This is a genomic window from Modicisalibacter muralis (assembly GCF_900102945.1).
Lineage (GTDB): Bacteria > Pseudomonadota > Gammaproteobacteria > Pseudomonadales > Halomonadaceae > Modicisalibacter > Modicisalibacter muralis.
In genome coordinates, this window is the sequence record NZ_FNGI01000002.1 from 267,102 (window position 1) to 279,382 (window position 12,281).

Sequence of the window (12,281 nt, forward strand, 5' to 3'; positions counted from 1 at the left end):
ACCAATATCGTTTGGGTGCCCTTCCATACCTTGGAGGTATCATGGAGCTACGCCATCTGCGCTACTTCTGCGTCGTCGCGGAGGAGCTCAACCTGACCCGCGCGGCCGAGCGTCTGCACATGGCGCAGCCGCCTTTGACGCGTCAGATCAAGCAGTTGGAAGCGGAACTGGGGACCCAGCTGTTCCGCCGCAGTTCACGCGGACTGACCCTCACGCCGACCGGCCAGTTCTTTCATGAGCATGCCCTACAAGTATTGGAGAAGGTCGACACCACGGTGGCCGCCACCCGACGCATGGCGCGCAGCAAGCGCGAGCTGTTCGGCATCGGCTTCGTGCCATCGCTGTTCTACGGGCAGCTTCCGCTGCTGGTACGCGGGTTGCGACAAAAGGATAACGTCGAGTTGACGCTGGTCGAGCTGACCACGGTGCAGCAGATCCAGGCGCTCAAGGCCGGGCGCATCGATATCGGCTTCGGTCGGCTGTTGATCGACGACCCGGAGGTCGAGCAGGAGGTGCTGTTCGAGGAGCCAATGGTCGCGGCATTGCCCGTCGGGCATCCCTTGGAGGGTAGCCAGCCGAGCATGGCCGAACTGGCCGAGTATCCGTTGATCCTGTTCCCGGCGACGCCGCGCCCTAGCCTGGCCGACATCGTGCTGGGCATGTTCCGCCGCCGCGGGCTCAAGGTGCACATCGCCCAGGAAGCCAATGAGATGCAAACCGCGCTGGGCCTGGTCGCCTCGGACTTGGGCATCACCCTGGTGCCCGAGCAAGTGCGGCGCTTGCAGCGCGATGGGATCAGCTACGTGTATCTGGCGGAGAAACACATCACTACGCCGATCATCTGCAGCCGGCGCAGGGGTGAGGCGGTGTCGGACACCATGCGGGCGGCCAACGAGATCCTCGCGGTGCTGGTCGAGAACCGTCGCAGTGGGAAATACCCATAAAGTATTGCTTGATTAGTACTCATGGTTCCAGGCACGTGCATGCGCCAGCGTAAAACGCAGAAAACCGGCCCCGTCGGGGACCGATTTCATCGGAGACGCGGTGACGACTGGGCAGGGCTTACGCCAAGCTGGCGTTATCGTCGGCCTGGCGCTGGAGCCAACCGGCGGGACCCGCCGCCGCGCTGCCTGGCTCGCTGACGTCATGCTCCGCCGGTGTTGCCATCGCGCTCCCCGAAGCTTCCAGCGCGAAGACCCGTACCGCCTGACTCAAGATATCCGCCTGCCGGCGAAGACTTTCGGCCGCACCGGCCATGTCGCCCACCAGGACGCCGTTATCCCGTGTGGCATCGCCGATGCTATTGATGGCGGCACTGACCTCGTTGACACCCTCGCTCTGTTCACGGCTGGCCGCACTGATATCGCTCATGATCAGCGCAACTCTCTGGGTCTGATCCAGGATATCGCCCATGTTGCGCTCCACGTCGTTAGCCTTCGAGGCGCCGTCGGCGACTTGGCGTTGCGAGGTGTCGACCAACGCACGTATGTCCTGGGAAGCGGACGCGCTCTTCTGCGCCAACTCCCGGACTTCGGCAGCCACGACGGCGAACCCTCGTCCGCTCTGACCGGCGCGAGCGGCCTCGACGGCGGCATTCAGGGCAAGAATGTTGGTTTGGAAGGCAATGCTGTCGATCATCGAGGTGATATCGGAGATTTTCGCCGAACTCTCGCGCATGCGGGACATGGCTGCCGACAGTTCGTCGACCAGCTTTCTCCCCTGCTCGGCTACCTGGCCGGCGGTTGCCGCCAACTCATTCGCCTCGCGTGCATGGGTACTGTTGTCGTGGACGGTTCTGCTCAGGCTCTCGAGCGCGTTGATGGTGTCGCTCAGTACGACTTCCTGGCGCTGGTTGCGCGAGGAGAGGTCTTCATCGCCCTTGACGATGTCTTCGGAGATACGCAATACGTGGGCGATGCTGCTAGAAACGCTGGTCAGCGTGCCACGCACGGCCAGCATGGTGCGCTTGAAGTGAGCGCCGAGCTCGCTGGACATGGCCGTATCGTCGAAACCGAGATCGAACACGCCCTGCCGACGTCCGATATGCGAGCTCAGGCGGCCAAGCTCCTCGCCGGTGACAGCATCCCGCGCCATCTGCCGCGCCAGAATGCAGAGTGCGATGGATTGCACGACGACATAAACGGCATGTATCACCACCATCGACACGTACGACGACATCGGGTGCATTTCCGGCATGACGTAGACGCCGAACCCCAGGTGTTGCAGATAGCAAAACAGCGCATGATGGACCGCGATGACCGTCGCGGCGCAGACGATCGTGCGCCAATCGCGATAAGCCAGTAGCACCGATAGCAGGATAAATACCGAGAAGTGCGCTTCGATCATGCCGGAGAGCAGGTGTATCTGCAGCGCCGAGAACACCATTAGCGAGGTCGCCACCAGCAGGCGAGTTATCAGGGCCGTAGGCTGCACGCGCATGGCGGCGAGGGGTATCAGCATGGCAGCCGAGCCGACCAGCAGCGCCGATGCCCAGCGGTCGTGTATGGAGGCCAGGGCCAGTGTCGCCAGAAACAGTAATACCAGGATGGCGGCCATTAGCCGATTGGCTTTCAGATAAATCGGTGCCAAGTCACAAAGCACCTTTCGTGACGTCGTGCTTTCCATATTTTGCACACCCCTGCCTTCAGCGGCATAGCGATTGGCGATATCGGTCACGAAGCATAAAAGTGGCAATCTCGCTGGGAAACAGCTCTTTTTGTCGTGATTATTGCGATATCGGCAAGCGTTAATAGAGCTTTAGCTAAACGAGTAGCGATGAAGGTCTCGAGGGAGCTTGGAGGCATCTTCGAGCCATCGAGCTACCGCCGCTCAAGCTCCGACAAGGAGGGGAACAGATCGCCGATCAGGCCGCTGAAGTGAGAGCGTGTCCAGCCATTGGCGGAACGCGGTGCTATCCGATCGGGGAGGGATGTCGTGAATCGCCTGGCTCGATCATGGCTCAGGCGAACACTACCGTGCGGTTGGCATACAGGAACACCCGCCGCTCGATGTGATAGCCGATCGCCTTGGCCAGGGTCAGGCACTCCACGTCGCGGCCCTTGGCGACCAGGTCCTCGGGATAATGGGTATGATCCACCGCCTCGACGCCCTGGGTGATGATCGGCCCTTCGTCGAGGTCGTTGTTGATGTAGTGCGCGGTGGCGCCAACCAGCTTGACGCCCTTTTCGTAGGCCTGGTGGTACGGCTTGGCACCTTTGAAACCGGGCAGTAGCGAGTGGTGGATATTGATTGCACGGCCCGACAGCAAGGTGCACATCTCGGGCGATAGCACCTGCATGTAGCGCGCCAGGATCACCAGTTCGGCACCGGTCTCCTCGATCACCTGGCGGATGTGCGCTTCCTGCTGGGCCTTGGTTTCGGGGGTGATCGGGAAGTGGTGATACGGCAGGTCGTGCCAGGCGGCCAGCGGTTCGAGATCGGGGTGGTTGGAGACCACCGCGCGAATGTCGATGGGCAACTGGCCGATGCGGTAGCGATACAGTAGGTCGTTCAGGCAGTGATCGGCCTTGGAGACCATGATCACCGTGCGCGGGCGCGTGCCCGGCGCGGTCAGCTCGAAGTCCATTGCAAACTCGGCGGCCCGCGGGTCGAACGCTTGGCGAAACGCCTCGCCGTCGAAATCCGTTTCGGGACGGAACTCGGCGCGGATGAAGAAGCGCTCGCCGAGTCGGTCGTCGAAGGAACTCAGCTCGGTGATGTAGCAGCGCTGCTCTTTCAGAAAGCGCGTGAGCACGTCGACGGTGCCCAGGCGGCTGGGGCACTGGGCGGCGATGATCCAGGTGTCGGGGGTGCGGCTCATAACGCCTCCTGAAAACATTCTTGATGATAGATAAAAGCCGCACGTCGTGTCAGCCGCAAGGTCTTGCGGGAGTCCACCACGGCTACCTGACGAGAGGGCATTGCGATCACCCTCTCGCCGCTCTCCCCCTCGTCTGGCGCCTCTTGGTGAGGCATTCAAGGTATGCGGTATTAGTCCAACACGTTCAAGCCGTATTCCTCGCTGGCATCTATTATCCAGCGCCCGCAGTAATCGGCGAAGCTACGGCGCACCACCAGTTCCCAGCGATCCTCACTGGGGCGGCGGATGATCGCCGTGGCCTTGGCGAATACCGTGGTCACACCCTTGCCCACCGGGAAGTGGCTGGGATGGACGTCGTAGATCGCCGATTTCATCAGCACCTCGCGGGCATACGGGCCGCTGAGTTCGATGACGGTCTGTCCACCGCCAACGTTGACGATAGCAAAATGCGCATCGCCCATTTGCTCACGCAGGCGGTTTTCCAGCTCGAACTCCTCGCCACCGGGGACGATCACCAGCCATTCATCCGGCGACAGCCACTGGATCGAGCGCTCGCCGCTTTCATCGTGCGCCAGCGCGCTGGGCTTGGCGGGCAGCGAGATACCCAGCACCTCGCGCACCGCTTCGTCGAGTGCGATCGCCCCGCCACGCAGGATGAGATGGCCCAGAAAGGCCTTTTCGCGCAGCGTGACGCCAGCCTCTGCGGATGCGTTGCTGGCGACCCTGTCGGCCAGGCGGGTGATCGCCAGCGGCGATTCGGCGCGAACGGCCTGCTCGGGCCGGGTATCGAAGACGGCAACCTTAGACATTCTGGCGCGCTCCCTTGGGGTCGTAGAAGATCGGGCCGACGATCTCGGCGGCGTGGGTCTGGCCATCGGCCATCGGCAGGTAGACGGTATCGCCCATGCGCTTGTGACCGCCCTTGACCACCGCCAGCGCGAAGCCGGAATCCAGTATCGGGCTGTAATAGCTCGAGGTGACATGCCCCATCATGGCCATCGGGATGGCCTGATCGGGATCGAAGACGATCTGCGCGCCTTCCTGCAACACCACCTTGGGATCCTTGGGCCGCAAGCCGACCAGTTGCTTGCGGTTCTCGCGTCGGGTATCCGGGCGCGTCAGCGCGCGCTTGCCGATCCACGAGAACGGCTTGTCGTAACCGATCGCCCAGTGCATGCCCAGATCTTCCGGGGTCACCGAGCCATCGGTGTCCTGACCGACGATGATCATGCCCTTTTCGGCACGCAACACGTGCATGGTCTCGGTGCCGTAGGGCGTCAGGCCGTATTTATCACCGTGCTCGAACAGCGCCTCCCAGACCGGCATGGCGTAGTTGGCCTGAACGTTGATTTCGTAGGCCAGCTCGCCGGTGAACGAGATACGAAACACCCGTGCCGGGACGCCAGCGACCTTGCCCTCACGCCAGTCCATGAACTTGAAGGTGTCGCGATCGAGATCGATATCGGTGATCTCGGCAAGCAGATTCCTGGCCTCGGGGCCGGTGACGGTCATCGTCGCCCAGTGGTCGGTGACCGAGGTGAAGTAAACTTCCAGCTCCGGCCATTCGGTCTGATGCCACAGCTCCAACCACTCCATCACACCGGCGGCACCGCCGGTGGTGGTGGTCATCAGGAAGTGATTCTCGCCCAGGCAACTGGTGGTGCCGTCATCCATGAGCATGCCGTCGTCCTTGCACATCAACCCGTAGCGCACCCGCCCGACGGCCAGCTTTTCCCACTTATTGGTGTAAACGCGGCCGAGGAATTCGCGCGCGTCCTTGCCCTGAATGTCGATCTTGCCCAGCGTGGTGGCGTCGAGAATGCCGACTTTCTCGCGTACCGCACGGCATTCGCGGGCCACCGCCTCGTGCATGGTCTCCGGCTTGCCATTGACGGTTTGCGGGAAGTACCAGGGGCGCTTCCACTGTCCGACATCCTCGAACTCGGCGCCGTGCTTGATGTGCCATTCATGCAGCGAGGTGTAGCGCTCGGGATCGAACAGCTCGCGGCAGTGCCGGCCGACGATGGCGCCGAAGGTCACCGGCGTGTAGTTGGGGCGGAACACCGTGGTCCCCACCTCGGGAATCGAGCGCTTCAGGCAGCGCGCGGCGATGGCCATGCCGTTGATGTTGCCGAGCTTGCCCTGGTCGGTGCCGAAGCCCATCGCGGTGTAGCGCTTGACGTGCTCGATCGACTCGAAGCCTTCGCGAGTCGCCACTTCGATGCCCGCCGCCGTGACGTCGTTCTGCAAATCGACGAACTGCTTGGGCGCGCGCAGGGTGGTTTTTTCGTGCGGCACCTGATACAGCGCCACCGCCGCGCCTTCGCGGATCGCGGCAACGCTAGGCAGATCGATCGGCGCGGTCTGATGGCCACTTGCCGAAGCCGCCTGGGCACCGACCTGGCTGCCATCGGCGATCACCTCGGCCAGCGCGTAGACGCCATTGGCGCCGCCGGTCGCGGTCATACCAGTGACCTTGCCCGGCACGAAACCGAGAATATCGTCGCGCCAGGTCGGCCGCGCACCAGTATGCGAGGCCAGGTGGATCACCGGGCTGTAGCCGCCGGAGCTGGCGATGGTATCGCAGGTGAGCTCCTCGGCCTTGCCGACGACCTTGAAGCCATCGATATCGATTTTGGCGACTCGGGCGCCGGTCACGCGATTGGCGCCCTTGGCCTCGACCACCGCACTGCCGGTGATCACGCGGATACCCAGCGCCTGCGCCTGGGTGACGAGTTCGCCGTCGGGATTGGCTCGCGCGTCGACGATCGCCACCACTTCGCGACCCGCTTCAGACCAGTCGAGCGCGGCGCGATAGGCGTGATCGTTGCTGGTCGAAAGCACCAGCTTGTTGCCCGGTGCCACGCCGTATCGGCGAATATACGTCGATACCGCGCCGGCCAGCAGGTTGCCCGGCACATCGTTGCCCGCGTAGACCAGCGGGCGCTCGTGGGCGCCGGTGGCCAGCACCACCTGCCCGGCACGCACGCGATGCAAGCGTGAACGTACCTGACGGCGGCCATTGGCGAGCGGTGCCACATCGGCCAGGTGCTCGGTGCGCCGCTCGTGCAGGGTGACGAAGTTGTGATCGTGATAGCCGTTGGCGGTGGTGCGCGGCAACAGCGTCACGTTGTCCAGCGACGCGAGCTCGTCGAGCGCGCTGTCGGCCCACTGCGCGGCCGGCTGGCCGTCGAGCATCTCGCGGCTGTCGAGCAGCGAACCGCCCATGGTTTCCTGCTCATCACATAGGATCACCCGCGCGCCGCCACGCGCGGCGCTGAGTGCCGCGGCAAGCCCGGCCGGGCCGGCGCCGATCACCAGCACGTCGCAGTGCTGGTGCAGATGATCGTAGATGTCCGGATCGGACTCGGTGGGGCTGCGCCCCAGGCCAGCAGACTTACGGATGTATTTCTCGTAGGTCATCCACATCGAGGCCGGGGCCATGAAGGTCTTGTAATAGAAGCCCGGCGGCATGAAGCCACCGCTCAGCTTGCCGATAGTACCCATCAGGTCACGCTGCACGTTGGGCCAGCCGTTGGTGCTGCGCGCGCTCAAGCCGTCGTACAGCGCCTGTTGGGTGGCACGCACGTTGGGTACCTGGGCCGCTTCGCTGCTACCCAGCTGGACCACGGCGTTGGGCTCTTCGGCACCGGCGGCGACGATGCCGCGTGGCCGCGAATACTTGAAGCTGCGGTTGACGATATCCACGCCGTTGGCGAGCAGGGCCGAGGCCAGGGTATCGCCGGCGAAGCCCGTATAGCTCTGGCCGTTGAAGCTGAACGTGAGCGGCCGGTCACGATCAATACGCCCGCCTTCAAGGAGACGATTGGGTTGCTTGTCGTGCTTCATACCTTGGCCCCCTTGGATTCACTCACGCTATTGTCGCTAGCTCCCACGGTCTGCAAACCGCCATCGGCGACCTGCACATCGCCCTGCTTTTCCTCGCTAGCGAGGCTCTCGGCGGTAATCGTCGGCTGCTCGCCCATCTTGTAGGTCTCGAGAATCGCGTAGCTCACCGTATGGCGGGTGATGTTGAAGAACTTGCGGCAGCCCACCGCATGCACCCACAACTCGTGGTGGATGCCGCGCGGGTTGTCGCGGAAGAACAGGTAGTCGCCCCACGCTTTGTCGGAGCAGGCGTCAGGGTCCGTCGGGCGCTGAATATGCGCCTGACCCTTGGGGTGGAATTCCTCTTCCTCGCGGTGCTCTTCGCAATAAGGACAGTAGATATTGAACATGCTCGAACCTCCTTAGTGCGCGACGCCCGCGGCGCCATGCTCGTCGATGAGTGCACCGCTATGGAAACGGTCGATACTGAACGGCGCGGCCAGCGGATGCATCTGGCCCTTGGCCAGCGACCAGGCGAATGCATGCCCCGAACCCGGCGTGGCCTTGAAGCCACCGGTGCCCCAGCCGCAGTTGAAGTACAGCCCCTTGACCGGCGTCTTCGACAGGATCGGACAGGCGTCCGGGCAGGTATCGACGATGCCGCCCCACTGACGATTCATGCGCACCCGCGAGAAGATCGGGAACATCTCGACGATCGCTTGCAACGTGTGTTCGACGGTGGGGTAACTGCCGCGCTGGCCGTAGCCGTTGTAGCCGTCGATACCGGCGCCGATCACCAGGTCGCCCTTGTCGGACTGGCTGATATAACCGTGAACGTGATTGGACATCACCACGGTATCGAGGATCGGCTTGAGCGGCTCGGACACCAGCGCCTGTAGCGGATGCGATTCCAGCGGCAGATTGAAGCCGGCCATGTTGGCCAGCACGCTGGAGTTGCCAGCGGTCACGCAGCCGACGGTCTTCGCGCCGATATCGCCACGGTTGGTATGCACACCGACCACCCGGCCATCGACGATCTTGAAGCCGGTGACTTCGGTCTGCTGGAGCAGGTCGACGCCATGGCCGTCGGCGCCACGCGCGTAGCCCCAGGCCACCGCATCGTGGCGCGCCACGCCGGCGCGCGGCTGCCAGGAGGCGCCCATCACCGGATAGCGCGCACGCTTCGAGCAGTCCATGATCGGCACCAGCTCCTGCACGCCTCGCGCATCCAGCACCTCGCCGTCGATGCCGTTCAGGCGGTTGGCGTTGACCCGGCGCTGGATATCGCGCATGTCCTGCAGGGTATGGCCCAGGTTGAGCACGCCGCGTTGCGAGAACATCACGTTGTAGTTGATGTCCTGAGACAACCCTTCCCAGAGCTTCATGGCGTGTTCGTAGAGCGCCGCCGATTCGTCCCATAGATAGTTGGAACGCACGATGGTGGTGTTGCGCGCGGTGTTGCCGCCGCCCAGCCAGCCCTTCTCGATCACCGCGACATTGGTGATGCCGTGTTCCTTGGCCAGATAATAGGCGGTGGCCAGGCCGTGGCCGCCGCCGCCGACGATGATCACGTCGTACTCTTTCTTGGGCGTGGGGTTACGCCACTGGCGCTGCCAGTTCTCGTGGTGGCTGAGCGCGTGCTTGACCAGCCCAAAGCCTGAATAACGTTGCATAATTCTCTCCTCGATCGGCCGGACCGGCGGACTCAGGCGATGGTCGATTCGCGCGTGGCGCTCTCGATGGCTTGGTTGTCGGTATACACCGGATGCCGCGCGCACAGTTCGGCGGCCTTGTCGCGCACCTCGGCTTCCACGGCGCCGGTATTGCCGCCGTCGGCCAGCACATCGAGGATGTCGCAGATCCAGCCGGCGAGTTGCTCGCACTCGGTCGCGTCGAAGCCACGCGTGGTCACCGCCGGCGTGCCGATACGCAATCCCGAGGTCACGAACGGGCTCTGCGGATCGTTCGGCACGGTGTTCTTGTTGACGGTGATATGCGCACGGCCCAGCGCCGCGTCGGCCTCCTTGCCGGTCACGCCCTGCTTGATCAGCGAGACCAGGAACAGGTGATCGTCGGTGCCGCCGGAAACCACATCGAAGCCACGCTCGACGAACACCTGGGCCATGGCGCGGGCATTGGCGATCACCTGGGTCTGATAGGTGACGAAGTCCTGATTCATGGCCTCCTTGAAGGCCACCGCCTTGGCGGCGATCACGTGCATCAGCGGGCCGCCCTGCTGGCCGGGGAACACCGCGCCGTTGAGCTTCTTGTAGAGCGCCTCGTCGCCATGAGCGGAGAGAATCAAGCCGCCGCGCGGGCCGCGCAGGGTCTTGTGGGTGGTGGTGGTCACCACGTGGGCGTGGGGCAGTGGGCTGGGGTACAGGCCCGACGCGACCAGCCCGGCGACGTGCGCCATATCGACCATGAGATACGCACCCACTTCATCGGCGATGGCGCGGAAACGCCGCCAGTCGACCACGCGAGAATACGCCGAGAAGCCGGCAATGATCATTTTCGGCCGATGATCGCGCGCCAGACGCTCGACCTCGGCGTAATCGATCTCGCCGGTCTGCGGATTCAGGCCATACTGCACGGCGTGATAGTGCTTGCCGGAAAAGTTCGGCGCGGCGCCATGGGTCAGGTGGCCGCCGTGGGCCAGGCTCATGCCGAGAATCGTATCGCCGGGGCTGACCAGCGCCATGAACACCGCAGCGTTGGCCTGAGCGCCGGAGTGCGGCTGAACGTTGGCGTAATCGGCACCGAACAGCGCGCAGGCACGCTCGATGGCCAACGCCTCGACCGTGTCGACGTGCTCGCAGCCACCGTAATAGCGCTTGCCGGGATAACCCTCGGCGTACTTGTTGGTCAGTTGCGTGCCCTGGGCCTCCATCACCCACCGACTGGCGTAGTTCTCGGAGGCGATCAGCTCGATATGCGCTTCCTGGCGGGCCGTTTCCTCGCCGATCGCCGCGGCCAGCGCCGCATCGTAGCTAGCCAGTCGAGCTTCCTGGGTAAAACCGTCACGCTGAGACATGCACGCCTCCAGACATTGTTATTGGCGGGTGGTGGTCGCACGGCGCCAGCCCTATCCGGCCAGCTTCTCCGGGCACCATTCTTGCCGCGATGGTATCCCCGGCCCCAACGCCCAAGATGTTTGTTGACGTCACGACCCGATGCGTTTGCGACATGGCTGTCGCATTAACATATGCTTCTCCACCGCAACGCTTGCGCCGCGCAGGCTGTAAGGTTTCCGGCATTCCCGCAACAAAGCATCAAGGCCCACGATAACGGCCTTGATTCAAACGCTACGTATCATGTCGACACGTAGAGGAGTCCTGATAGCGCTACACCTGGTTAGGAAGACACACAAGGCAGTATCAGCCGAAGAACGAGGTACTCCCCATGAACATCAAGTCATTGACCGCTGCGATCCTGGCCTCATTGTTGATGATCGGTTCGGTGTCTGCGATGGATTCCGCAGCCGTCGAAGAGCGCATGCAGGAAATCAGCGAGCGTTCCAAGCAGAAAGCCGAAGAGACGTCCCGGATAGTGGCACTGGAAGCCCAAGTGAAAGAACTCGAGGAACTGGTTCACATGATGTTAGAAGAAGGAGAATCCTGACGTTTCCGGTCGTTCCCTCCCCTTCACTTGCTGAATGAACGTCAAGGGTCTGCTCACGCAGGCCCTTCTTGCTGGAGGCGACCAAGTTAGCCACCAACCGAATACGATAGGTGCAGGCTCTCCCAGCGAGCCGCATCGATGCCGACAGCCTTTATCCCGGGTAACATAGGCCAAGCGAAAACGCCTCGCTCTCACCTCGGAAACGCATCACCAAGCTCAAGGACCGCTCATGCTCGCCGAACTCTTTGCCGTGATGGCCCCGGTGTTCTTCGGCGCCAGCCTCGGCTTCTTCTGGATACGCCTGGGCTACGACTACCCGGTCGAGTTCGTCACCAAGCTGGTATTGAACATCGGCACCCCGGCGCTGATCCTCGCCGCGCTGGGCAGCGCCGAGATCGACGCCCAAAGTTTCGGCCAGACGATGCTCGGCACGCTGATCGTGCTGGCGGTCATGGCCGCCGCCAGCGTGGTGGTGGCCAAGCTGTTGCGCAAGGATTGGAAGGTCATCATTTCGCCGATGATGTACCCCAATACCGGCAACATGGGCTTGCCGGTGTCGCTTTATGCCTTCGGCAACGCCGGCTTCGCCTACGCGATCACAGTGATGGTCGCCGTGTCGTTGATCCAGTTTACCTTCGGCGCGATGCTTGCCAGCCGCAGCGGCAAGCCGCTGCGCACTCTACTGCGCTCCCCCACCGTCTACGCCATTCTGATCGCCTCGGGGATGCTGCTCACCGACACCACCCTGCCGCGCTGGCTGGCCAACACCGTCGACTTGATCTCCGGCTTCAGCGTGCCGCTGATGCTGATTACGCTGGGCGTGTCGCTGGCCAGCATCCAGGTCAGGAGCCTGAAATCGAGCCTGGAATTCAGCCTGTTGCGTATCCCCGCCGCCGCCTTGATTGCCTTCGGTGTCGCCGAGTGGCTCGGCCTGCCACCGCTGGCGCAGAGCGTGCTGGTATTGCAGATGAGCATGCCGGTGGCGGTCTACAACTACCTGTTCGCCCAGCGT

At 63.1% G+C, this 12,281-nt stretch carries 10 protein-coding genes; 3 read left to right on the forward strand and 7 right to left on the reverse strand.

Translation table 11 applies throughout. The features are described 5' to 3' along the window. The first annotated feature begins 41 nt into the window (after positions 1-41). Positions 42-944 (forward strand): LysR family transcriptional regulator, encoded by a 903-nt coding sequence (locus BLR92_RS05820; RefSeq protein ID WP_089726445.1) that lies wholly within the window; start codon positions 42-44, stop codon positions 942-944. Between the two features lie 118 nt (positions 945-1,062). Here the strand turns inward: BLR92_RS05820 and BLR92_RS05825 are convergent, their stop codons facing one another. The 7 genes from BLR92_RS05825 to glyA all read right to left on the reverse strand — a co-directional run bounded on the left by BLR92_RS05825 (position 1,063) and on the right by glyA (position 10,682). Beyond that, positions 1,063-2,589 (reverse strand): methyl-accepting chemotaxis protein, encoded by a 1,527-nt coding sequence (locus tag BLR92_RS05825; protein WP_175488733.1) that lies wholly within the window; start codon positions 2,587-2,589, stop codon positions 1,063-1,065. 370 nt (positions 2,590-2,959) lie between these two features. Further along, the gene (gene purU, locus BLR92_RS05830; RefSeq protein WP_089726449.1) at positions 2,960-3,820 is read right to left on the reverse strand and encodes a formyltetrahydrofolate deformylase; all 861 of its coding nucleotides are present in this window, start codon (positions 3,818-3,820) and stop codon (positions 2,960-2,962) included. Between the two features lie 170 nt (positions 3,821-3,990). Beyond that, on the reverse strand, positions 3,991-4,629 hold the full coding sequence (locus tag BLR92_RS05835) for a sarcosine oxidase subunit gamma (protein WP_089726451.1): 639 nt from the start codon (positions 4,627-4,629) through the stop codon (positions 3,991-3,993). Further along, positions 4,622-7,669, reverse strand: a complete 3,048-nt coding sequence (locus BLR92_RS05840) for a sarcosine oxidase subunit alpha (protein WP_089726454.1) — start codon at positions 7,667-7,669, stop codon at positions 4,622-4,624. The genes BLR92_RS05835 and BLR92_RS05840 overlap by 8 nt, the downstream gene beginning before the upstream one ends. After that, positions 7,666-8,058, reverse strand: a complete 393-nt coding sequence (locus BLR92_RS05845) for a sarcosine oxidase subunit delta (RefSeq protein ID WP_089726456.1) — start codon at positions 8,056-8,058, stop codon at positions 7,666-7,668. Before BLR92_RS05845 ends, BLR92_RS05840 begins: the two co-directional genes overlap by 4 nt. A gap of 12 nt (positions 8,059-8,070) precedes the next feature. Beyond that, the gene (locus BLR92_RS05850) at positions 8,071-9,321 is read right to left on the reverse strand and encodes a sarcosine oxidase subunit beta family protein (RefSeq protein ID WP_089726458.1); all 1,251 of its coding nucleotides are present in this window, start codon (positions 9,319-9,321) and stop codon (positions 8,071-8,073) included. A 32-nt stretch (positions 9,322-9,353) separates the two neighbouring features. Continuing rightward, positions 9,354-10,682 (reverse strand): serine hydroxymethyltransferase, encoded by a 1,329-nt coding sequence (gene glyA / locus BLR92_RS05855; protein ID WP_089726460.1) that lies wholly within the window; start codon positions 10,680-10,682, stop codon positions 9,354-9,356. A 368-nt stretch (positions 10,683-11,050) separates the two neighbouring features. Between glyA and BLR92_RS05860 the strand changes: the two genes are divergently transcribed. Both BLR92_RS05860 and BLR92_RS05865 read left to right on the forward strand, forming a co-directional pair. After that, on the forward strand, positions 11,051-11,269 hold the full coding sequence (locus BLR92_RS05860) for a hypothetical protein (protein WP_089726462.1): 219 nt from the start codon (positions 11,051-11,053) through the stop codon (positions 11,267-11,269). A 229-nt stretch (positions 11,270-11,498) separates the two neighbouring features. Next, positions 11,499-12,281: AEC family transporter (locus BLR92_RS05865; RefSeq protein ID WP_245704123.1), on the forward strand; the 783-nt coding region annotated here is incomplete at its 3' end.

What these genes read in the sequence shown, in the direction of transcription:
- BLR92_RS05820 (WP_089726445.1), top strand. Translation starts at nt 42, where the DNA reads ATGGAGCTACGCCATCTGCGCTACTTCTGCGTCGTCGCGGAGGAGCTC.
- BLR92_RS05850 (WP_089726458.1), bottom strand. Translation starts at nt 9,321, where the DNA reads ATGCAACGTTATTCAGGCTTTGGGCTGGTCAAGCACGCGCTCAGCCAC.
- BLR92_RS05860 (WP_089726462.1), top strand. Translation starts at nt 11,051, where the DNA reads ATGAACATCAAGTCATTGACCGCTGCGATCCTGGCCTCATTGTTGATG.
- BLR92_RS05845 (WP_089726456.1), bottom strand. Translation starts at nt 8,058, where the DNA reads ATGTTCAATATCTACTGTCCTTATTGCGAAGAGCACCGCGAGGAAGAG.
- purU (WP_089726449.1), bottom strand. Translation starts at nt 3,820, where the DNA reads ATGAGCCGCACCCCCGACACCTGGATCATCGCCGCCCAGTGCCCCAGC.
- BLR92_RS05835 (WP_089726451.1), bottom strand. Translation starts at nt 4,629, where the DNA reads ATGTCTAAGGTTGCCGTCTTCGATACCCGGCCCGAGCAGGCCGTTCGC.
- BLR92_RS05840 (WP_089726454.1), bottom strand. Translation starts at nt 7,669, where the DNA reads ATGAAGCACGACAAGCAACCCAATCGTCTCCTTGAAGGCGGGCGTATT.
- glyA (WP_089726460.1), bottom strand. Translation starts at nt 10,682, where the DNA reads ATGTCTCAGCGTGACGGTTTTACCCAGGAAGCTCGACTGGCTAGCTAC.